At 60.9% G+C, this 21313-nt stretch carries 17 protein-coding genes and 1 pseudogene; 6 read left to right on the top strand and 12 right to left on the bottom strand.

Going from position 1 to position 21313, the window contains the following annotated elements:
• Positions 1-240: 240 nt before the first annotated feature.
• Positions 241-1941, top strand: coding sequence for a peptide ABC transporter substrate-binding protein (locus tag BC363_RS23950; protein WP_065793330.1), 1701 nt, complete (start codon positions 241-243; stop codon positions 1939-1941).
• 22 nt (positions 1942-1963) lie between these two features.
• Positions 1964-4660 (top strand): annotated as a pseudogene (locus tag BC363_RS23945) (adenylate/guanylate cyclase domain-containing protein).
• Positions 4661-5175: 515 nt separating this feature from the next.
• Here BC363_RS23945 and BC363_RS23940 read toward each other — a convergent pair.
• Positions 5176-6285: a mandelate racemase/muconate lactonizing enzyme family protein gene (locus BC363_RS23940; RefSeq protein WP_065785377.1), complete on the bottom strand. Its 1110-nt coding sequence runs from the start codon at positions 6283-6285 to the stop codon at positions 5176-5178.
• A gap of 203 nt (positions 6286-6488) precedes the next feature.
• Between BC363_RS23940 and BC363_RS23935 the strand changes: the two genes are divergently transcribed.
• Positions 6489-7148: a GntR family transcriptional regulator gene (locus BC363_RS23935; RefSeq protein ID WP_244519940.1), complete on the top strand. Its 660-nt coding sequence runs from the start codon at positions 6489-6491 to the stop codon at positions 7146-7148.
• A 502-nt stretch (positions 7149-7650) separates the two neighbouring features.
• Here the strand turns inward: BC363_RS23935 and BC363_RS23925 are convergent.
• From BC363_RS23925 to BC363_RS23895, 7 genes are all read right to left on the bottom strand, one after another.
• On the bottom strand, positions 7651-8451 hold the full coding sequence (locus BC363_RS23925) for an ATP-binding cassette domain-containing protein (protein WP_065785374.1): 801 nt from the start codon (positions 8449-8451) through the stop codon (positions 7651-7653).
• Between the two features lie 24 nt (positions 8452-8475).
• Positions 8476-9171, bottom strand: coding sequence for an ABC transporter permease subunit (locus BC363_RS23920; RefSeq protein ID WP_065785373.1), 696 nt, complete (start codon positions 9169-9171; stop codon positions 8476-8478).
• On the bottom strand, positions 9171-9884 hold the full coding sequence (locus BC363_RS23915; RefSeq protein WP_065785372.1) for an ABC transporter permease subunit: 714 nt from the start codon (positions 9882-9884) through the stop codon (positions 9171-9173). Before BC363_RS23915 ends, BC363_RS23920 begins: the two co-directional genes overlap by 1 nt.
• Positions 9881-11035: an FAD-dependent oxidoreductase gene (locus tag BC363_RS23910; RefSeq protein WP_065785371.1), complete on the bottom strand. Its 1155-nt coding sequence runs from the start codon at positions 11033-11035 to the stop codon at positions 9881-9883. Before BC363_RS23910 ends, BC363_RS23915 begins: the two co-directional genes overlap by 4 nt.
• Complete coding sequence (locus BC363_RS23905) at positions 11028-12527, bottom strand: FAD/NAD(P)-binding oxidoreductase (protein ID WP_065785370.1); 1500 nt, start codon at positions 12525-12527, stop codon at positions 11028-11030. The genes BC363_RS23910 and BC363_RS23905 overlap by 8 nt, the downstream gene beginning before the upstream one ends.
• On the bottom strand, positions 12527-12829 hold the full coding sequence (locus BC363_RS23900) for a (2Fe-2S)-binding protein (RefSeq protein WP_065785369.1): 303 nt from the start codon (positions 12827-12829) through the stop codon (positions 12527-12529). Before BC363_RS23900 ends, BC363_RS23905 begins: the two co-directional genes overlap by 1 nt.
• 91 nt (positions 12830-12920) lie before the next feature.
• Positions 12921-13769: a transporter substrate-binding domain-containing protein gene (locus BC363_RS23895; RefSeq protein WP_065785368.1), complete on the bottom strand. Its 849-nt coding sequence runs from the start codon at positions 13767-13769 to the stop codon at positions 12921-12923.
• A gap of 127 nt (positions 13770-13896) precedes the next feature.
• On the opposite strand from BC363_RS23895, the gene BC363_RS23890 reads away from it, so the two are divergent.
• Complete coding sequence (locus BC363_RS23890) at positions 13897-14790, top strand: LysR family transcriptional regulator (RefSeq protein WP_065785367.1); 894 nt, start codon at positions 13897-13899, stop codon at positions 14788-14790.
• Positions 14791-14861: 71 nt separating this feature from the next.
• On the opposite strand, the gene BC363_RS23885 is transcribed toward BC363_RS23890, so the two are convergent.
• Genes BC363_RS23885 through BC363_RS23875 form a run of 3 tightly spaced genes read right to left on the bottom strand, consistent with a single transcriptional unit; the run spans position 14862 to position 19031 of the window.
• Complete coding sequence (locus tag BC363_RS23885; RefSeq protein WP_202618606.1) at positions 14862-15893, bottom strand: lipocalin-like domain-containing protein; 1032 nt, start codon at positions 15891-15893, stop codon at positions 14862-14864.
• A 31-nt stretch (positions 15894-15924) separates the two neighbouring features.
• Positions 15925-18336 carry an ABC transporter permease gene (locus tag BC363_RS23880; protein WP_065785365.1) on the bottom strand — a complete coding sequence of 804 codons (2412 nt, stop codon included), beginning with the start codon at positions 18334-18336 and terminating at the stop codon, positions 15925-15927.
• Complete coding sequence (locus BC363_RS23875) at positions 18333-19031, bottom strand: ABC transporter ATP-binding protein (protein ID WP_083223621.1); 699 nt, start codon at positions 19029-19031, stop codon at positions 18333-18335. Before BC363_RS23875 ends, BC363_RS23880 begins: the two co-directional genes overlap by 4 nt.
• Before the next feature lie 183 nt (positions 19032-19214).
• Here BC363_RS23875 and BC363_RS23870 point away from each other — a divergent pair, with 183 nt between their 5' ends.
• Together BC363_RS23870 and BC363_RS23865 are read left to right on the top strand one after the other, a co-directional pair.
• Entirely contained in the window at positions 19215-20204 is a 990-nt protein-coding gene (locus BC363_RS23870) for an IS5 family transposase (protein WP_065785364.1), read from the top strand.
• Positions 20205-20405: 201 nt separating this feature from the next.
• Positions 20406-21014: a hypothetical protein gene (locus tag BC363_RS23865; protein ID WP_083223620.1), complete on the top strand. Its 609-nt coding sequence runs from the start codon at positions 20406-20408 to the stop codon at positions 21012-21014.
• A 6-nt stretch (positions 21015-21020) separates the two neighbouring features.
• Here the strand turns inward: BC363_RS23865 and BC363_RS23860 are convergent, their stop codons facing one another.
• The gene (locus BC363_RS23860) at positions 21021-21218 is read right to left on the bottom strand and encodes a hypothetical protein (protein WP_065785363.1); all 198 of its coding nucleotides are present in this window, start codon (positions 21216-21218) and stop codon (positions 21021-21023) included.
• Between the last annotated feature and the right edge of the window lie 95 nt (positions 21219-21313).

Genomic DNA, 21313 nt, shown 5'->3' with positions numbered 1-21313 from the left:
AGCCTCAATAGATGTTGCTAAGAGTTCGCATTGAGTTCAATTTGCGAGGGTCATGGGCGGATACAAGTTGCTTTAGAGAGCGCCGGAATTGATCTACCACTCAGTTTGGATATTCTAGAGGAGAGAACTCGTGGGGACAGTATAATGATGTTGGTCCAACCGTTGCGAGAAGCTGCGCGGTGGCGGTTGGCGTTGCAGGATAAGTTGAGTTCGATAAGTACGGTCTTCTCGGCGGTAGTCGTGACACTGCTTGTCAATTTTTCGCAACCTGCCCAGTCGGCCGAGTTGGACCGCGATACGCTGAGATTGTTGTTGTGGCAAGCGCCGAGCACCCTCAACCCCCATCTGGCGCCCGGCATCAAGGATCAGACTGCCAGCCGCATAGTCTATGAGCCGCTGGCGAGTTTTGACAGCGAGGGTAACTTGGTGCCATTTTTGGCGGCCGAGATTCCGTCCCTGGAGAATGGCCAGGTCGCTGCCGACGGACGATCGGTGACGTGGAAGCTGCGGCCGAACGTGAAGTGGTCCGACGGCGTTCCCTTCACGGCTAAAGACGTTCTGTTCACGTACGCCTACATCACCAACGAGGACGTAGGTTCGTCGAGCACCGGGTCGTATAGATCTGTCGAGAAGGTCGTGGCGCTCGACGACCTGACCGTGAAGGTCACCTTCAGGACCGTCAATCCCGCCTGGTCGCTGCCCTTCGTTGGCGTCCAAGGCATGATTATTCCGGAACACGTATTCGCCGCCTACAACAATAAGGACGCCGTAAATGCTGCGGCCAATTTGGCACCGATCGGGACGGGCGCATACCGCCTTAGGGAATTCCGAACTGAAGATGTGCTACTTATTGGCGAAGATGTCGTCAACACGGTCAAGATCATTTTCGAGCCAAATCCTGAATATCGCGATCGCGCTAGCTTGAAGTTCAAGGAGGTCACCCTCCAAGGCGGCGGTGACGCCAACACGGCGGCAAACGCGGTGTTGAGCGAAGGGGTCGTCGACTATGCCTGGAACCTCCAGGTGGGCGAGGCTGAGCTCCGCAGGCTCGAAACCAAGGGAACAGGCAAGGTCGCCCTGTACTGGGGCTCCTATGTCGAACGCGTCATGCTCAACTTCAGCGATCCCGGACGCGAAACAGCCGACGGTGAACGCTCAAGCACCCAGTTTCCCCATCCGATCTTGACCGACAAGCGCGTTCGACAGGCGCTCGCCGTCGCGGTCGACCGCGAGAAGATCGCCGAGCTTTACGGCAGGAGCGGCCGTGCCACGGCCAACCTCCTGGTTGCACCGGCACCCTTTGTTTCGCAAAATACAAGATGGGAATTCAATCGCGACAAGGCGCGCGCGCTGCTCGATGAGGCTGGCTGGCGCGACAGCGACGGCGACTCCGTTCGGGACAAGAACGGTGTTCCGCTTAGCTTGGTTTTTCAGACCTCGTTCAACTCGGTGCGGGAGGCAACGCAGGACATCATCAAGGCAGACTTCGCCTCGATCGGCGTCAAGGTAGAAAAGAAGTTGATCGATTCCAGTATATTTCTGGGATCAACTCCAGATAGCACAAACTCAAGGCGGCACTTTTATTCGGACCTGGAGGAATTTGCTTACGGAAACAAGGGTCCCGATCCCGGTAGCTATATGATTGGGTGGACCTGCGCCGAGGCCGCCCAGAAGGTCAACAATTGGTCGGGATCGAATTGGGCCCGATACTGCAATGCTGATTACGACGCGCTATTCCAAGCCTCGGCAACCGAGATGGACCCGGAGAAACGGCGCAGACTTTTCGTGGCCATGAACGATCTTCTGATCAGCGTCGCCGCTGTCATTCCGCTCGTCGAGTGGTCCTACGTTTCGGGCCTCCGCAACGACATCGCCGGCTATGATCCCACCCCTTGGGACTCCGAGACCTGGAACATCGCGACGTGGCACCGCAAGAAGTAAATTGCTGAGGGGGGATGGCGGCATGGCATCCGAAGAGCCGGGTTTCGCGAAAAGCCGCCCCGCATACCTCGTTCCCTGGCGGATCCTCACGCAAGCTGCAGCGTCGATTTTGCGAAGACTCAACATCGGTGGCAAGCTGACGCTCGGTTTTGGCATTCTGGTTGCCATTTTGCTGCTGGTCGTTGGATTGAACTATCTCGGCAGCATAGAAGCCGTCCGCAATATCAACAGAACCACAAATCTCAGCGCGCCGAGCGCAGTTGCGTCCGCGCGCGCGCAAGCAAATCTCTTACGTATGCTGGGCGAAGTCAGAGGCTACTTGGCTTTGGGCGACGAATCCTATCGAGATGGCTATCGGCTGGCGGAAGGTGCATTCCTGGCCGATATGCGTGCGCTCGAGGCGCTCTTGCGCGCGAAAGGCGAGCCGCAGGCGAGCACTGGTGCCGGCGATGTCGAGCAGGGCATGCAGGAATTCGGCGAAAAGCTGGCAAAGTGGCAGTCGCTGCCGGATCAACTCTTCGAATTGCGCAATGATCAGTTGCGTAGGGAACCCGCGCTCAAAATCCTCATCAGTGACGCGAACCCGCTCATCGGAACGATCGTGGCATCGGCAAAGGCAATGATGCTGGCCCAGCAGAATCATGAGGCCACGCCCGCCAACACCGCGCTTCTCGTTAATCTCGCGTCGTTTCAGAGCTCGTTTTACGCAATGGTTGCAGGACTGCGCGGCTATGTGACAACAGGAAGGAAAAGTTTCAGATACGAATACGAGACGAACCTGACCATCAACGAAGCAGCCTGGTCTCATCTCGCCAACAGCAATATTCTGCCGCCCAACCAGATCGCTTTGGTCGAAAAGATCTCCAAACACCGTGCGGCTTTCCTGGAGCTGCCGTCCAGAATGTTCGATGCGGTGGAAGGCGAACACGCGCGTGAGGATCTTTATCTTTTTCGCACGCAAGCAGTGCCGTTGGCCGAGCAAATGCTTGAGCTTTTGGACAATATTGCCACCCAGGAGCAGCGACGTTTACAGGTCGATCTTGGTAGCAGCAGGGATCAGCTCGTAGACGCACAACGTATAATAGTTGCCGTAGGGGCCGCGGCTGTTTTGCTGGGCTTGCTCCTCGGAATGATATTTCGAGAGCACATTGCCGGTCCCGTCCAGCGACTTACCAATGTCGCGGATCGGGTGCGCAGAGGTGATCTAGCAGCTCGCGCCCGAATCGAGTCCGAAGACGAGATTGGCAAACTGGCTGTGACCTTCAACAGTATGACCGGCCAATTGGCGGCGAATCTAGGCGACTTAGAAAACCGTCGCAACGAGCAAGAGAACCTGGCAAGGCGATTCCGCCGACAAAGCGAGTATCTCGGTGCACTGCACGATACCTCGCTCGGCCTGATCGCCCGGCTCGATCTCGCCGAGCTCCTGTCGGATCTCACGGCTCGGGCCGCGCAATTGCTCGGCACCCAGCATGGCTATGTCTATCTCGTGGACGAGGCCGGCGAGTTTCTCGAGCGGATGGTCGGAGTTGGCGTATACACTACGCACATAGGCCAGAAGCTCAGCAAGAACGAGGGCGTAGCCGGCACCGTCTGGCAGACAGGCGAAGCGATCGTGATCAATGATTATCCAAATTGGCCGGGGCGGGCTGCCGCCGCGGCCCAGTTGGATGTCACCATCCGGACTATCATGGGCGTGCCGCTCAAATCCGGCGAAACCGTCGTGGGCGTTCTCGGCATTGCGTATGATGATGCCTCCGCGCTCGAATTCGGCGAAGAAGAGGTCGAGCTATTAAGGCGCTTTGGCCAACTCGCCTCAATAGCTTTGGAAAACGCGCGGCTGCACACGGCCACGGATGCCGCCAAGCGTCAAGCCGAAGACGCGAGCAAGCGAGTGGGCGAGCAGAACCGCACGCTCGAATCCCTGTCGAGCAAGCTGTCGAAGTACCTCTCGCCACAGGTCTATGCCTCGATCTTCTCCGGTAAGCAGAGTGTTGAGATTTCTTCGAAAAGAAAGAAGCTCACAATATTTTTCTCAGACATTGCTGACTTTACGGCCACGACGGACAAGCTCGAATCCGAGGAATTGACTGAGTTGCTCAATCATTACCTCACGGAGATGGCGAAGATCGCGCTGGAGCACGGCGCAACGATCGACAAATACATTGGAGACGCCATTCTGGCTTTTTTCGGCGACCCGGAGTCGAAGGGTACCAAGCAGGATGCGCTCGCCTGTGTCAGGATGGCGATCGCGATGCAGAGGCGGATCCATGAGCTGCAAGCGGATTAGGCGGACGCCGGCTACAAGCTGCCGTTTCATCTCCGCATCGGCATCAACACCGGCTACTGTACAGTTGGTAATTTCGGCAGCGAGGACCGAATGGACTACACAATCATTGGCGGCGAAGTGAATCTTGCCTCGCGCCTTCAGGCCCATGCCGAGCTCGGGGGCATTCTTCTGGCGCAGGAGACCTACGCGCTCGTCAAGGATGAGATTGCGGTTGAAGAACTGCCCCCGCAGACCATTAAGGGATTTTCGCAGCTGATTCAGTCGTATCGTGTGCTCGGCGTTCGAGACGACCACTCAAGGTCGGCGGAACTGATTCGTCACGTTCAGCAGGGCTTCCAACTCGAAATAGACCTCGCGGCATTAGGCGGCGTCGGCCGAACTGAGGCTATCAAGGTGCTCGAGAAATACATAGCCGCGCTCCGCGGTTAAATCCATTGAACGCGGGCCTTTGCTGGTTGATCGGATGCCCGGAGCGACAGTCCCGCCGAGGCATGACGCCGGTGGAAGCTGGTGGATGAGCAGCGTGCCTGCATTTGAAAAGGCGACCTGTCTGGATTCAAGGCCAGACCTTTCCGGTTCGGCCGAGTCACACGGTAATTTTTGTACCCCATTCGCCGTTGAGCAGGCGCTTCAGGTGAAAGGTGATAGAATGTACCCTTTGCGTTGCTAGGATCGCATAATGTATCGTCGGGAACGCGACCCAATTGCCAAATTCCGCCAGCGGGTTAAGCATGGCGGGCTGACCAATATGCGACAAGCCATCATCGGCAGCATAAGCAGAGCGCCGGCTGCCACGGTGCCCGGCTGCGAGCTCTCCGGCTGTTGCCCGGATGGCGCAAGTGCGTTTCGACTTGCGCTTGAGGCCCTAAGGATTTCCATTCTCGACGTTTGCGGAGCCGTCAAGTCGACGGCTTCCGCGTCGCTCACGCAAAAATCGGCTTGGCCTATTTTGCGCCAACAGTAAATATGGGCTCGCCCAACCGCGACACGTCGACCACAATGCCGAGGCCGGGCGCCGTCGGCGCGGACCCGAAGCCTGCGGAGGAGCGAGGTGTGTGGTTCGCCAGATGGCCGTCCGTCCAGTCGTTGAAAAATGGCGTCATGAGCAGGGACTCGGGGCGAGTGGTGGCAGCGACGTGCGACGTCGCGGCCGTGATGATGTCGCCGCCCCACATGTCCTCGATTGATACTGCCATGTTCAGTTCCTGGAGGAGGTCACGCGCCTTCACCACATTCGTCAGGCCGCCGAGCTTTCCGAACTTAAGATTGATGGATACCGCATTGGCCTCGTACTTGGCCCGGTAGATCTCGTCGTGGTTGACGATGGACTCGTCGAGCACCAGCGGGATCGACGATCCGCGGTGGGCAAGAATGCAGTCGGCCGTGCTGCGGCATGGTTGCTCGACATAGACGGGAAGACCGCCCAGCCCTTGGAGCGCCAGCTTGGCAGACGCAAGCGACCACCCACCGTTTGAATCGGCGACGATCACCGTCTCAGTATCGCCCGCTTCCACGCTGGCTCGCGTGCGGGCGATGTCATCGAATGGATTGTTGCCGACCTTCAGCTGGAAGCGATTGATCCCGGCTCGCCGGCGTTCCTGAATGAACTCCGCCATGGCTTCCGGGCGATCAAGCGGTACCGCCTCGTAGATCGGGAAGCGCTCGTTCAGAGTGCCGCCAATCAGCGCGGAAATCGGCCGGTTCAGCGATTTGCCGAAGATATCCCAGCAAGCGATGTCGAGGGGGCTCTTCGCGAATTCCTGTCCCATCAGCGTGCCGTTCATGATGCGCGCGATCTTGCCGATATTGGTCGGGTCCGCGCCGATCAGTGCCTCCCCGAGGTCTTTTAAGGCGGTGCGAATGCCCTCCGGGAAGGTCGGAAGGTAGACCTTGCCGAGTGTCGTGATCTCGCCCCAGCCGACAAGCCCTTCATCGGTCCGGATGCGCACGACCGTGCCATCCTCGGCACTGGCAACGCGGTCCCCCGACATCACATACGTGCCATGGGCGTATCCGACTTGGTATTTGTATACGTCGATGCCAAGAATTCTCATTGGGTTCTCCTTAATTTTGTATATTGTATAAAATATAAATGACGTGCCTTCAAGCCGGCAGTCGTTATAGGAGATGACGAAATCGGGATGGGTGAGGGATCGGGACAATCATTGTATAAAATCCTGAACCCGGTTACGCAGGAGCAAAGTTTATCTGGATCGGTGCCATGACCGCAGTCGCAAAAGGCCTCAAGCATAAGACGATGGCGTCTGCCGCGGCCGAGGAAATCCGCAATCGCATCGTATCGGGCGACTATCCTCCCGGCTTTCAGCTGCGACAGGATGGCTTGGCCGAAGACCTCGGCATGAGCCGCATCCCGATCCGTGAGGCCTTGGTTCAGCTTGAAAGCGAGGGGCTCTTGAAGATCCTGCCTCACCGGGGGGCGATCGTTGTCCAGCTCACTGCGGATGAAATCGAAGAGCTGTTCAACATGCGGCTCCTTCTCGAACCGTTCCTTTTCAAGCGGTCGGCTCCGCTGCTAACGAGAGACGATTTAAGCGCGCTGCACCAGATACAGACGCGCTACGCCAATTCGATCGACAAGCTCGATATGGATGCCTGGAACGAACTGAATACCGAATTCCACCTGTGCCTTTACCGGTATGCGCGTAGCCCCCGCATTGTCCTGACAGTCCAGACCTTGCTCGCGGAGTGCGACCGCCACACCCGGGTCCAGCTCTCGACTATTCACGGCGACCGGGAAAAGGCGGTGAGAGAACATGCGGAACTTCTTCGTTTATGCGAGCAGGGCGCTTTCGAAGAGGGCGCTCGCCTCATGTACGAGCATATCGACCACATACGCGGCGGGCTGGTCGCGCTGCTCGGTTGCAATGTGGTATCGGAGTTGAATACCGACATCTAGTCTATCATAACGCGAGAGGATGGGGGCGGCGTGCCTCAACTCATCTTGCCGCATTCCGGAGAGATCCGGTGATGGTGAAGCTGGCTCCGTTTTGGATCCGCTTGCGGGATCCCTTTTGGGAAGAGGTGATCTTGTTTGCGGCGATGCCGACGGGCCTGTCGTTGTTCCGTTTGACGGGGCCGAGGAGATTTTTGCTGCTGCATCGAAGAAGCACGAGGCCGAGACGCGGCAGATAGAGAACATCCGCGCGGGTAGGAATGATCGTGCCTGGGTCGATGCAACACTGTCCAAGCTGGGATGCGGTGTCTCGAACTGAACCGATCGCGTTCCCGGGAGTGAACACATCGAAAGCTGCCCGGCGCATCGGCCGGGCACTTAAAGCCAGCCGCCTCTATAGACTCTCGCGTGCTCCAGGAACGTGTTGTGCGGTGGCTGACGGACGAGACGGTTCGATTCCGTTCAAGAGCTTGCATTTGGCCTCGCCGCCCGCTGTTTACCCTGTCTAACCGTTGTTGAACCGCGAGATGAATTGGTCAAAGCGATCATCGATGCCGCCACCGAATAATTGCAGCGGAGGACCCTCGGCTTTGATCCGGCCTTGCTCCAGGAATACGACCCGGGTCGAAGCATCTCGGGCGAAAGCCATTTCGTGGGTTACGATCAGCATCGTCCGTCCCTCCGCTGCTAGATCGCGCATAACATTGAGGACTTCGCCGACCAGCTCGGGATCGAGCGCGGAAGTGGGCTCGTCGAAGAGGAGGACTCTCGGTTTCAAGACTAGCGCGCGCGCGATGGCCGCTCTCTGCTGCTGACCACCGGAGAGCTGGACTGGGTAGGCTCTCGCCCGGTCAATCAGGCCGACGCGCTTCAAAATGGCTTCGGCCTCGTCGAGCACCTCGGCGCGGTTGCGGCGTTGTACATGCAAGGGTGCCTCTATCAGATTTTCGAGTACCGTCATGTGGCTCCAGAGGCAGAAATTCTGAAAGACCATCGCCACCTGCGTTCTCAGACGATCCAGCTGCTTCCGATTTCCGATATGAAGGCTGTCGCCGCTTTGTCTGAGGTCGACCTGTTCGCCGAAGATTTGCAGCCGGCCGTTCGAGGGAAGCTCCAGAAGGTTGAGGCAGCGCAGGAACGTCGACTTGCCGGAGCCGGATGCGCCGAGAATGGAGATGACCTCGCCCTCATGGGCGCGGAAATTGATGCCCTTCAGCACCTCGACCGTGCCGAAGCGTTTGCGCAGTTCGTCGACTGCAATGGCGGGGACGGTGTCGGCAGCAGCCGGGAGGGAGACGGAAGCCATCTGGTTTCTCCTTGTGATGCGCGGTCAGGCGCGACGATGGGCGTGGTGGGCCTGGAGGTGCCGTTCGAGAAGCGCGAAGGCCGTGCTCATCAGGAAGGTCAGGGCGAGGTAGATCGCGCCGGTGACGATGAAGATCTCGAACACCCGATAGGTCGAGGAAATCAGCTTGTGCGCGATGCCGGTGAGCTCGGTAAGCGTGATGATGCTGGCGAGCGACGTCGCCTTGATCATCAGGATCGCCTCGCTGCTGTAGACGGCGAGGCCCTGGCGCAGCGCGATGGGCCAGATGATGCGACGGCGCAGCAGGAAACCCGACATGCCGCAGGCCCGCCCGGCTTCGACCTCGTGCGCCGGCACGGCCTGGATTGCGCCGCGTATGATCTCGGCGGTATAGGCCGAGGTGTTGAGGGCAAGCGCCAGAATGGCGCACCAGTAGGGCTCACGCAGGAAGGGCCAGAGGACGGACTGACGCAGCGGGGCGATCTGGCCCAGGCCGTAATAGATCAGGAAGATCTGCAGCAGGAGCGGCGTGCCGCGAAACAGCTCGACATGGGCCTTCGCGATCCATCGCAGCGGCCCGAACACGCTGCCGGCGGCGCCGGCGACGAAGACGGCCAGCACGAAGCCGATCGACAGGGACAGCGCCGCCAGTTGAAGCGTCAGCGGCAGACCCAACAGGAGTTGACCGAGCACGTCCGTCAGAAAGGGCCAGTCCAACATCAGCGTCTCCAGGGTTTGGCGAGATGGTTTTCCATCCGGTTCAGGAGAGCGCCGGTGCAGCGCCCGATGATCAGGAACATCGCCGCCGCAATGGCGTAGAACAGGAGAGGCTGGCGGGTCGATCCCGCAGCGGTGCCTACCTGGCGCAAGAGCTCGGTCAGCCCGATAACGGACAGGAGGGATGTTTCCTTGAGGGCCGATTGCCAGATGTTACCGAGCGCAGGCAGCGCGAAGCGGAGGGTCTGAGGGGCGATGATCCGGCGCAGCAGCAGGAATTTCGACATGCCGCACGAAGCGGCCGCCTCGATTTGGCCCCGGTCGAGGCGAAGATACGCGGAACGGTAGGCTTCCGTTTGATAGGCGCCGGAGACGATGCCCACCGCGAGGACGCCGATGACGGACGACGGCAGGGAATAGAAGCCGGGAAAGCCGCCGGTGTTCATGGCCGCCGTCAAGACGACGCTTCCGCCGAAGTAGAACAGGTAGACCACCAGGATTTCCGGAACCCCGCGGAAAACCGTGGTGTAGGCCTGGCCGAACATGCGCAGCCAAGGCGCTCGCGCGAGCTTGAGGGTTGCGCCGCCAATCCCGAAGATGCTCCCCAGCAGAAAGCCGCAGAAAGCGGCGGCGATCGTGATGCCGGCGGCCTGGAGCAAGGGCAACCCCCAGCCTTGGGGGCCGAAGCCCAGCAGTTCGAACATGCCCGGCGTCATGGGAGGGCCTCCTCTCTTCGCGGCGGTTGAGGCTGCAAGCGGTCGACCGCGAAAGGAGCAAGCCTTGGATCGAGATGTCCCGAGACAAGCGATTGCGCCACGGTTTCCCCGACGGCGGGGGCAAGCTGAAAACCATGGCCGCAAAACCCGAACACATGCCAGAGACCGGGATGGAGGGGGCTTGGACCGATGAACGGTATCCCATCGGGCGTGGCGCCTTCGAGCCCCGTCCAGGTGCGCACCACCGGTACGCCGGCCAGGACCGGAAAGGCCGCAACGGTGGCCGCAGCGCTCGATGCCATGCGGTCCATGATGGTGAACGAGGTGTCCCCGTCCAGGCAGGGCTTGCCCAGGATGCCGCCGCCGATGACCAGCGAGCCGACCGCGCTCTGCTTGAACGAGAGCGGCTGATCGATCCCGATGACGACGGAGGTGATGAAGGGTTTTACCCGTGCCGTCACCATCATGGAGAGGGCCGTGACCTTGATCGGCAATGTTTCGCCGAGCCGCGCGGCAACGTCCGATCCCCACGCGCCGGCGCAATTGAGGACCCACTCCGTCTCGATCGCGCCTGCATCGGTGTCGGCCCGCCACCCACCTACTGGTCTGGGCGCGAGGTCGCGCACCGTGCATTGTTCGATGATCCGGACGCCGGCAGCCTCCGCGGCCTTGCGGAAGGCGCGCGCGGCATTGGCCGGGTTTGCGTGCCCGTCACGCCGCGAAATCAGGCCGCCGAGTGCCGTGCCGGACAATCCCGGCAGCAGCCGGTGAAGCGCGTCGGGGGCAATCAGTTCTTCCGAGTGAATGTCGCGGCGGCGCATCGTCCGGGACCGCGCCTCGCACCATTGCAACTCGGCCGGATCCATCGCCAGCGCGATCTGGGCCGTGCCGAGCCGGACCTCGCAGGTTTCTGCCGCGGCCACGCCCACGAAATCGGTGAGATTGGCCCACATGTCCATGGCGCGCAGGGACAGGGGATATTCCCGCACGTCGCGCATCAGGGAACGAAGGCCGCCCGCATTGACACCGGAGGCATGGCGTCCCGCAAGGTTCTTCTCGACCACCGTTACCCGCCAGCCGGCACGGGCGAGGAACAGGGCGATCGCGCATCCCTGAATCCCACCACCGACGATGAGGGCATCGTTAGACATGGGCGTCGTCTCCGGCGATGGCTTCGGGCTTGTCGTCGAGCGATTCGACTTGCGCCAGATTGGGGTCGAGACCGGTCATGCCGGCCAGCGCGCCGAGCGGCAGGGGCCGGAGCGGCGGCCTTGCGCGGAACGGGGTCGAAGGCATCGGTCTGCCGGGATCTGCCTCAGCGAGAAGCCGGGCCAGCGTTGCCGCGCAATTGCGGCCCTGACAGGCGCCCATGCCACAGCGCAGGAGCCCGCGGACCAGGTTCATCTCCTTGGCACCGTGCCGAATTGTCGCGCGCAGCGTGCCTGCCGTGATCTCCTCGCAGCGGCAGACGATGGTCGTGTCATCGGGCAAGTGTGCGGCGAGGCCCGGCGGGAATGCTGCGTCAAGGAAGGGTCGCGCCGCGAGGCTGCGCTCGACATCGATGCCTGTCCGGTCCGCGACCCCCGGCTTGCCGGCGAGGCAGTCCAGTTCGGCGAGGATGGCCCTTGCGGTGTGGCGGCCGTGGGCGATAGCGGCGTCGGCGCCGCCGATCCGGCGCGCGTCGCCGGTGATCCGGATCCTGCAAGGCCCGGCAGTCAATGCGGGACCGGGCGCCATTTCGGCCCGGCCGTCCAGCATCGTGACAGGCTGCCAGCTGGCGTCGTCCGGTCTCCACGTAAGGGCAAGACCGGCGGCGTGCGCCAGATCCGTCGATGGCACGATACCGTCGTGAACCACGAGCAGATCGCAGGGCAGGTCGATCGTCTTGCCGGCGACGGTCAGGCGGACGGATTCGAGATGGCTGCGTCCGTGCGCCTCAAGGTCGGATATGCAGGTGCGTATCGCAACCCCGGCCAGTCGCAATCGCACGAGCCAGCCTAAGCCCTTGAGAAGCGCGGGAATGCCCGCCGGATGAAGCCGTTTGAGGGCGGCGAATTTGTCCCTTGTCCGATCCGTGCGCGCGATCAGTGCCGGCCGCACGCCGAGGCGTCGCAGCTGGTCGGCGAGCAGAAAGATCAGCGGCCCGGTTCCGGCCAGAACGATCCTGCCTTTCGGCCTGAGGCGCCCCGCCTTCAGTAAGGTCTGCACCGCGCCGGCCGTCATCACGCCAGGCAGCGTCCACCCCGGAAACGGTGCCGGGCGTTCCATCGCGCCGCTGGCGAGAACGACATGCGGCGCCCGCAGGTAGCCGGCCCCGCCGCCCTTGAGCCAGCCGACCGTGCCGTCTGCCCGCAGATCCCAGACCGTGGTGCTTGGCCGATAATCGATGCCGGGCGTTGCCCGAAAGCGCGTCACCAAGGCAAGACCGGCCTTGTAGCTCGGTCCGAGGGCGGCCAGCAGCTCATCCGTCCGGGGGCGCGCCTGCATGTTGGCTTCGAGCGCGCGAAAGATCTGCCCGCCGGGGGAGGGCTGCATGTCGAGCACGATCACCCGGCACCCTGCGGCGGCCAGCTCGGTCGCGCACGCCATGCCCGCCGGACCGGCTCCGATGATTAAGGTGTCTGCGTCGGGCGCGATACTCATTAGAGGTCCAGTCCGGGAATGCTCGCAGGCCCATCCTGGGTGCGAAGCCTCATGCCGGTCTCGACCTGGCTCAGGCAGGCCTGGCGACTGCCGATGCCGTCGATCTCGATCAGACAGTCGAAGCAGTGACCGATCATGCAATAGGGCAATCGCCTGGCGCCACTGACCGGCGTCGTTCGGAAGTGGGTGACGCCCGCCCGAAGAAGGCATGCCGCGATGGTTTCTCCTGCCCGCGCTGGGATGGCGCGGCCATCCAGATAAATGGTGAGTGTTGCCTCGGCGGATCCGACGGGCTCAAACATGGCAGTACCTGTGCGATGGTTAAGTGAGTTGTATCGCGGCCATCGCCGCGTGGCGGCCATCCCCTCCCTCAAGAGGAGGGGACGAAGCGCTCTACTCGTGAACCGAGATATCCACGCCGAACCATTTTTCGGTCAGGGCCTTGTTGGTCCCGTCCTTGTTGATGTCCGTGATTGCGGTGTCGAAGGCCGCCCGCAGCGCTTCGTCGGCCGGTCGCAAGGCGACGTTGATCGTACCAAGCCCAAGCACGCCGCCGGCGAAGGTGGGGCCGGTGAAGACCAGAGTCCCCGCCGGATTGGCATCGATCACCGCCTTGAAGGCCGTCACGTTGGCCACGGCGAGGTCGATGCGCCCAGCCGTCAGCTCCAGGCCGAGTTGCTCGAACGAGGGATATTCGCGGATATCCAGGGCCTTGAAATATTCGCTTGCGAAGGTCGCCGCAGTGGAACCGGTCTGAACGCCGATGATCTTGCCGGCGAGTTTTTCCTTCAAGATTGCGAGAGCCGCTTCGGATTCTTTCGGGGCCTTCGCAAGGTCGAAAGCCTCGCCTGCGTCCGGCAGGTCCTTTAGCACATTGTCGCCGGAGGTGAGGAACCCATTGGGGGCCTTGGCATAGGGCTTGGAGAAGCCAATGACCTTCTTGCGTTCTTCCGTCACGCCCATGGATGCGATGATGGCGTCGTACTTTCCGACCGTGAGGCCCGGAATGATGCCGTTCCATTCCTGGGCGATGAGATCGCATTTGATCTTCATGCGCTGACAGAGAGCCTTCGTCAGCTCGATTTCATAGCCGCCGAGCGACCCGTCGGCATTGCTGAAATTCCACGGAGGATAGGCGCCTTCGGTCGCGACGGTGATGTGATCCGGCAGGTCCTGCGCGGCGGTCGCGCCCACCAGAAGGGGGGTCAGGGCAAGGGCAAACAGCATACGGCGTCTGAGCATATCTTCGTTCCCTAATGTTTATTGGCTCGGGTTTGCATAACCCGTGAGGCGACTATGACACCGCGCAAAGCCTGTTGGGAGACGGTATCTGATTGATCTTAGGCTAAGCTGAAGTTATGCTAGTGGCATGCGCGTAACGACGATCCCCTCGCTGAACTGGCTCCGTGTGTTCGAGGCTGCCGCACGGCATCAGAGCTTTGCGCGCGCCGGAAAAGAGCTCAACATGTCGGCTGCGGCCGTCAGCCAGCAGGTTCTGGCGCTGGAAACCCATCTCGGGCGCCCGCTGTTCGAACGCGCGGCGAACCGGATCAACCTGACCGCGGAGGGGAGCGACTTCCTGCCGACAGTGCAGGTGTCGCTCGGGGCGATTGAGAGCAAGGCGGAGGCGCTCTTCGCGCGGCAACGAACCGAACGCGTCACCCTCCTTGCAAGCCAGCTGATGGCGATGAGTTGGCTGCCGCGCGTGCTGGCGGCGTTCGAGGCGGCGAACCCGACGATCCGCATCGACCTCCTGATGGAGGGCACGCAGCGCAAGGCGGATCCAGACCTGACGATCCGCTTCGGGGAGGAACCGCATCTCGTGCGCCATCCAACCTGGTTGATGGGCATGTCCCATGTCGTCATGTGCCGGGAGGAGGACGTTGCGCGCATCGCCAGCCTGGACGACCTGCTGTCGTTTCGCCTCTACGACGTGGCGTCTCATGCGATTGGCTGGACGGCGCTTCTCAACCACAATTTCGGCCCTGTCCATGGCCGGCATCTGAAGCTCGACGTGGTCGATACCACCCCTTTGGCGCTGATGATGATCAGCCAGGGCCTCGGCCTTGCTATCGGCCATCTTCCGGTATGTGGCCCGATTGCCACTTCCCTCGGCCTCGTCGTTTGCCCGTTCGTTCCTAGGACGCCTGGTCCCGGAAATTACTATCTCGAACTGCCCCAAGATCGGCCGCAGCGTCCCTCGGTTGGAAGATTGGCACAGGTGCTTCAGAACGCAGCGCATTCGTCGATGCGAACGACCTAACGTTTGGCCGGGGCCAAGAGTTCAAATCCCTTCAAGGCGGTGGATACCTTCACGCTTGCCAGGCCGTTCAGCTAGTGCCCAGTCATCTCCAGATACCCCCTCCCGCCGACGCTGCCGCCAAAGCTGATCGGCCCCTCCCAATACGGTATGGACGTTGCCATCCATGCTTGGTCGTTCAACGGCCTGGTTGTGACGTCAAAGCCGCGACTGGGAATTCGTACGTTCCAGGCCACTGGAATCCGACGCCCTGCGACCTTGGCAGTCCGGACGGGAACGATCTGGAGAGCTCCCGCGGGTAAGGGCTCCGGTCGGCCCGCGGCAGTGATCCAGGTCGCCGAAGTAAATCCCTCTCCAGCGTCTCGAAGACGGAAGCCCATGAGCTTCTCCCCTGTATCGAGATGCAGCGAGAACCAGTCCCAACCGGTCTGATCTTCCGCGAGCGGCTGTGACGACCACTCGCGGTCAAGCCAAGCCATCCCCGTCACCGCGACATTCCCGGTGGGCAGCGCAAGCGAGCCGGTCACCGCGTAGAACGGTTGCGAATAATAGTGGCTGGCCTGTCCCTTCGCTGATTTCACCGAATAGCCGTTATCGCCATGCGGCACGAGCGGGCCGGTGGCCGACAGGCGGAGTTCGTAGCCGAAGTCCTTTGCGGCTGCAGTCACGGTGAGATCGGCCAGCTGATCCGATCCCGCGGCTGCAAGTCCCTTCATCTGCCAGTCATCGATCCAGGCCGAGAAAGGCTCCGCGACAACGCCAGCCTGTCCCACTCCCCCGCGTGAAATACGTTCTGCCACGAAGTGGTCTCCGGAAGTCGTGACGGCTGCGTGACCCATCCAAAGCTGTGGGCTCGACCACCCGTTCGCCTCCCTTGGAGCAAGCGCTGACCGGAAAAGGGTCCACTGCGCGCCGTATTGCGTCCCGTCGGGAGCTTCAAGATTGGCCGTTAGATACCACCACTCTATCCGGAAGTCCGTATGTGGGCCGTGGTCGGCAGGGAAACGGAACGGCAGGCCGGGCTGCGGAACCGAAAACCCTTCGGCCGCCGAGCCGAGGCCAGCAAAACCCTCGGAGGCCGCTTGGCTTCCGGACAAGCTGGCCATGGTCATCACCGCCAAGGCGATCGCAATCGATCTAACGCTCACTGGCGAATACCTTCAGAAGTTCCGACGGCGCGAGCCCCGCCAGCCGGCGAAGCGGGATGAATACGGAAACGACCGCAGCGGCGAGCACGACGAGACCGAGCCTGACCCACTCGTAAGGAAAGATATGCATGGGCAGACGCCAGCCGAAGGCTTCGACGTTCACCACCGCGAGAAGAACCCACGCCAGCGCCAGGCCGAGTGGCAAAGCGGCAATAAATGTCGTCAGCCAGAGCACCAGCGTTCTCAGAAGCTCAAGAAGAGCGAGATCGCGTCTTGTGACCCCCATGGCCCATACGGGCGCAAGCTGCGGGAGGCGCATTTCCGAAAGCGTGAGGAGGCTTAAGAACATAGCCAATGCTGCAACCCCAAGCGTGAATATGTTCAATGCGCCAGTGACCAAAAATGTGCGATCGAAGATCCGCCGTGACTGTTCCTTCAGTGCCGCCTGATCGACGATGTTATCCGGTGGTAGCCCGAATTCGCCCGAGAGGCTCGCCCGCAGGTCGGCAACCTGATCAGGCTGGACCCGCAGACCGTAGCGCAAGCGCGAGACTTGCGGGTACCGAGAGGTCAGGGCGTTTATTCCGGCGATGACCTGGCCCTTTGGGTTTCCATAATCCGAATAGACGCCGACAACCGTCGACTTCCAGTCGTTGGCCAGATCTAGCTGATCGCCGATGCGGAGCCGCTCCCGCCTCCAGAACTGTTCGTTGACCAACACCCCTTCCCCGGAAGCCACCCGATCCCAGACGTCCGGCAAGCCGGCGATCAGGGGCCAGTGCTTCCGGTAGGTCGGATCGTCAACGACGCCGAAGATCTGCATCGACTGACCCCGGATCTCGGCGTCTACGCTGGAGATCGGCAGCACCGATTCCACCTTCGTTGCGAGCCATGCCCTGAGCCTGTCTGCCTCGGGCTCGGTCCGGGCGGCGACGTAAAGCTCCGCGGCGAGGCGTTGGTCGAGCCAGCCGACGAACGTGAGACGGAAGCTCGACACCATGGTTCCGACGCCTACGTTTGCCGCCAGAGCAAGAAGCAATGCCATGAGGGCAAGGGAAAGTCCCGGGAGTTGCTGCCGGGTGTCGGCGCAGAACCACGTGACGAGCGCACCCGAAGACGTCCGCTGCATCACGGTGAGGAATCCGGAGAGCACGGCGGGGAGAAGTAGTGACGCCCCGAGCAGAAGACAGCCAAGGATGCCAAAGCCCGCCTGGAGTCCATCAGCCCACAGAAGAAGAGCTCCCGAGAGGGCTAGCAAAGCCGCTGCGGCCAGCACCTGAATCCGCCGCCCCGCTTGGGACGATCGTCCCCATACCTGGGGTTGGGCCACCGCGAGCAAAGGCACCCGCATCAAGCGCAACAGGCTCTGTGCCGACGAAACCAATGTTCCGGCCATTGCGATGGCAAAGCCCGAAAGCCACCACTCCGGACGCAGGGAAAGCGTGCCGGGCACGCTGGCTCCGTAAAGTCCTTCGAGGGTTGCGGCCACTCCGGGCAGCAGCAGTGACGCGACCAGATATCCGATAGCGACTCCGACCGCCCCGGCGGCGAGGGCGAAAAGGACCAGCTCGGCGAGCAGCAGAACCGCAAGCACCCTCAACGACACGCCAAGACAGCGAAGGGTTCTGAAGGTGGGCCGCCGTTGCTCGAAGGCGAGGCCGATCGTCGAGTACACGATGAACAGCCCGACGGCGAAGGCGAGAAAACCGAAAGCCGTCAAATTGAGATGAAAGCTCTCGGTAAGTTGCTCGACGTCGGTTTGTGCGTTCGGCTCGCGAACCGGGAGCGCCGGGACAAGCGTTCCGAGCGGCTCCAGACCGGGACGTTGGTTTTCGGCGATCACAATCCGACTGAGTTCGCCGTCTCTTCTTAGTAGCCTCTGGGCCAAACCAATATCGACGAAGGCGGCCCCGTCCAGCATCCGATCCGAAACACGCAGTGCGAGGTCGGTCTGCCCTCGTATTTTCTCCGCTGTTCCGGGAGAGACAACCAGCGTGCCCGGAGGCGAGATGAAGGAAAGCAAGTCCCCGGCATTCCCCAGATCGACGGTCTGCGCCTCCGCTGGCATCGTCAGGGGCTCGATACCGATCACCCTTAACCGGGTGGTTCCGAACCGATAGTCCCCCTCCAAAACTGGCGACACGTTCCAGCCCGCCCGTCTGAGCCGCACGAAGGCGGACTGCGGAAGGGTGCCGCCGTTCGGAGAAACCAGGTTTGCCAACCCGTTCTGGTCGAGCGCAATCGCGGCGCGGGTGTAGCTCGCGCGGGCTTCTGCGTTGATCGCCTGCACTCCGGACCACAGGGCAGTCGCCAGCGCCAGGCCCGACAAGAGAGCGCCGAACTGCAGCGGCCGTCGTCGCCAGTGGGACAGGAGTGCCGTGGCTACGGTCCAAGTCGTCATGTGATTTTCCCGGACCGCAAATGGAGCTGCCGATCGAGCCTATCCGCCAGTCTTTGCGAATGCGTTGCCATGAGCAGCGTCGATCCGGTTCCCTTCGAAAGCGAGAGCATCAGCTCCAGGACAGCGTCTCCGTTGGTCTCGTCCAGATTTCCTGTGGGTTCGTCTGCCAGAACCAAGCCGGGACGCGCGGCAAGCGTCCGTCCGATCGCCACTCGCTGCTGTTGTCCGCTGGAAAGCTGCTCGGGATATCTGGTCAGCAATGGCCCGATTCCGAGGCGCTCCACCAGTTCATTTTCCCAAGCGGGATCGTGGCGTCCCGCAAGCTTGGCGTGAAAGGCTAGGTTCGCCGCCACGTCCAGTGAGGGGACAAGGTTGAACTGCTGAAATACGAGGCCGACTTCTGTCCGCCTGTAGGCGGCGCGTCCCCGGTCATCCAGCTTGGAGATGTCGCGGCCCCCGATCACGATCTCGCCTGAGTCCGGACGGTCGAGGCCGGCTACGAGATGCAGCAGGGTGCTCTTACCGCTGCCAGACTCCCCTGTCAGGGCAACGCTGTCTCCCGCGCCGAGATCGAGATCGATCCCTCTCAACACTTCGAGCCGCCCTTCGGCAGTCTCATAGGACTTACTAAGATTGCGGAGTGCGATCACCATGGCGGCCAGGATCAGGACGATTGCACATATGTAACGCTCCATGGCCGCTTGGAAAGGCCCACGGCGAGGAGATGCGAATGCCGACCTCTTCGAAGGTCGGGTTCTTCGCAGATCGGCTCGTCGCAAAGAAGCCGAGCGTCTGCATGGGCGTAGCGTTGGTGCACGGATCGTTTAGTGTTCGTTGTGTAGGCGAGCGGCAACTTCAGTAACCGCTTGGTGGCTGTGATGCCTTTCAAACATGATGCCGCCCGCCGCCATCGCATCGGCAGGATGAAATTCAAGGTGACGAATTGGCCAGAATATGAGGCAGGGTTACGGCGGCGCGGCAGCTTGACCCTATGGTTGACGCCGGAGGCGCTTGCCATGTGGATTGCTCCACGCCGAACGACGCGTGGCGGCCAGCACCGTTATTCCGATCTGGCAATCGAAACCGCCTTGACGCTGGGCCTGGTGTTCGGCCCGCGCCTGCGCCAGGCAGAGGGCTTGCTGGAATCGGTGCTGCAATTGATGGGGCTGGCGCTCGCAATCCCCGATCATACCACCCTGAGCCGACGGGCGCGGACCTGGCAATTACCCAACAGACGGCATGATCGCCAGGTTCCGCCGGAGGGGCCGTTGCATGTACTTGTCGACAGCACCGGCCTGCAGATCTACGGCGCGGGCCAGTGGCTGGAGGAGAAGCATGGCGCCCGATCCCGCTGTGGGTGGCGCAAGCTGCATCTGGCACTGGATGCCGACAGCGGCGAGATCATCGCCCATACCCTGACCGAACAGGACGTTGGCGACGCATCGCAGGTGGAACGGTTGCTCGACCAGATCGATGTTCCGATCGGACAATTCACAGCCGACGGTGCATATGACGGCAAGCCCACGTACGACACGGTTACCGACCACAGCGCCGCTGCCGTCGTCGTCATCCCGCCTCGCGCCAATGCGGTCGAACCAATCGACGATAGATCTCCTGGACAAAGGGACCAGCATATCGCCGCAATCCGCAGAGACGACCGGATGAAATGGCAGGTCTCCACCGGCTACGGCAAGCGTTCGCGGGGCGAAGCTGCAATCGGGCGATACAAGTCCATCATCGGACGGCGTCTGCGGGCCCGGTCGTCTCACGCTCAGCAGACAGAGGTCGCCATCGGCTGCGCGGTCCTCAACCGCATGTTTGTCTGCGCACGCCCGAAATCCATCCGCCGCAATCGACCCACCACATAGACAGAGCCATCAAGGATCGAGATCCGCTCAAGTCCCGATCCATGCACCAACGCCGCGAAATTTGGGAAGAGAGTCGCACGAACCACACCGATAAAAACGGCGAGTGGAAAGTCGGTTCAAGGCCCGGGAAGCCGCCACGTCCTTCCGACAAGATTACAGTCGGAAAGGATGGGGCAATCTTGAAGTTTTAGGAAGATCTTGATGCAAAACGCACTTTCTATGATCCGAAATTCTGTGAATCTAAGCAGCTACAGTGCTTCGCAGGGATTCATAGGATACTTTGAAAGATCCGGGAAATTTTATGATCGGCTGGCGCAATCCGCCGTCGAACTCTTCTTGAGCTTTTTAATCACTCACAACAGCCATCTGTCGATCGTATCGTCTTTGCATGCGAATGCGGCTGAGTTGGGACACTCAGGCTCTCCTGTCGAGGATGCACGGGATGTAGAACTGGCAAGAGATCTGGCCAGGGACCAGCTTATCAATATGGTCAGTTATAAAGAGATTCTTGGTCGCGATTATGACTCCGAAGAGTATAGAATTAAATTGGAGACCATATGGACAGATTTTAGATTGCTGGTTGAGAAGAAGTATCGCGCGGCGGAAAAACTAACACTTGCACGAATGTTGGTTTATGGACTGCATGGTCACTGCTTTTTTGTTCTTGAGGAGGCTGCAATCGCGTTTTATGCACACGATGATATTGGCTTCGGGGTAATTGGATTGGGAACATCCGCGAACGTTGATCTTGGGAAAGAATTTTTGCTGCAAGCCGACGCATGTCGCGACTTTCACTCGGTGATTGTGTAAATGACGTCAAGGGCCGAGACGGCCGAACTTCGCTTCTCGCTGCAGGCCTTTGCCGTCGGGTCTTGCCTCCAGGGTGAGAAATATATGCGAGCGGCGCGCAAAGTGCACATAAATGCCAATCCAGATCGCGCGGCATAATGTATCGACCGGAACACCTGCTTCGAGGCGTCCAGGGACCGCTTCGTCGATAATGGTTTTCCGCATCGCGTGATCTCGTCAACGGCCGTTGTTGAACTTACTATTTAAAATGGCCGCCATCGCACTTTAAATTGGACGGAAAATGATTTAAGAATAGTCGA

Origin of the sequence: Ensifer sp. LC384, assembly GCF_001695865.1 — a bacterium.
Classification (GTDB): domain Bacteria; phylum Pseudomonadota; class Alphaproteobacteria; order Rhizobiales; family Rhizobiaceae; genus Ensifer.
This window is presented reverse-complemented; position numbering and strand designations above follow the sequence as displayed.

Coding starts and splice junctions, on each gene's coding strand:
- BC363_RS23890 (WP_065785367.1), top strand. CDS start 13,897: ATGCGCGTAACGACGATCCCCTCGCTGAACTGGCTCCGTGTGTTCGAG.
- BC363_RS23885 (WP_202618606.1), bottom strand. CDS start 15,893: ATGGCCAGCTTGTCCGGAAGCCAAGCGGCCTCCGAGGGTTTTGCTGGC.
- BC363_RS23905 (WP_065785370.1), bottom strand. CDS start 12,527: ATGAGTATCGCGCCCGACGCAGACACCTTAATCATCGGAGCCGGTCCG.
- BC363_RS23900 (WP_065785369.1), bottom strand. CDS start 12,829: ATGTTTGAGCCCGTCGGATCCGCCGAGGCAACACTCACCATTTATCTG.
- BC363_RS23875 (WP_083223621.1), bottom strand. CDS start 19,031: ATGGAGCGTTACATATGTGCAATCGTCCTGATCCTGGCCGCCATGGTG.
- BC363_RS23880 (WP_065785365.1), bottom strand. CDS start 18,336: ATGACGACTTGGACCGTAGCCACGGCACTCCTGTCCCACTGGCGACGA.
- BC363_RS23910 (WP_065785371.1), bottom strand. CDS start 11,035: ATGTCTAACGATGCCCTCATCGTCGGTGGTGGGATTCAGGGATGCGCG.
- BC363_RS23860 (WP_065785363.1), bottom strand. CDS start 21,218: ATGCGGAAAACCATTATCGACGAAGCGGTCCCTGGACGCCTCGAAGCA.
- BC363_RS23915 (WP_065785372.1), bottom strand. CDS start 9,884: ATGACGCCGGGCATGTTCGAACTGCTGGGCTTCGGCCCCCAAGGCTGG.
- BC363_RS23870 (WP_065785364.1), top strand. CDS start 19,215: ATGCCTTTCAAACATGATGCCGCCCGCCGCCATCGCATCGGCAGGATG.
- BC363_RS23865 (WP_083223620.1), top strand. CDS start 20,406: ATGCAAAACGCACTTTCTATGATCCGAAATTCTGTGAATCTAAGCAGC.
- BC363_RS23940 (WP_065785377.1), bottom strand. CDS start 6,285: ATGAGAATTCTTGGCATCGACGTATACAAATACCAAGTCGGATACGCC.
- BC363_RS23920 (WP_065785373.1), bottom strand. CDS start 9,171: ATGTTGGACTGGCCCTTTCTGACGGACGTGCTCGGTCAACTCCTGTTG.
- BC363_RS23895 (WP_065785368.1), bottom strand. CDS start 13,769: ATGCTCAGACGCCGTATGCTGTTTGCCCTTGCCCTGACCCCCCTTCTG.
- BC363_RS23935 (WP_244519940.1), top strand. CDS start 6,489: ATGGCGTCTGCCGCGGCCGAGGAAATCCGCAATCGCATCGTATCGGGC.
- BC363_RS23925 (WP_065785374.1), bottom strand. CDS start 8,451: ATGGCTTCCGTCTCCCTCCCGGCTGCTGCCGACACCGTCCCCGCCATT.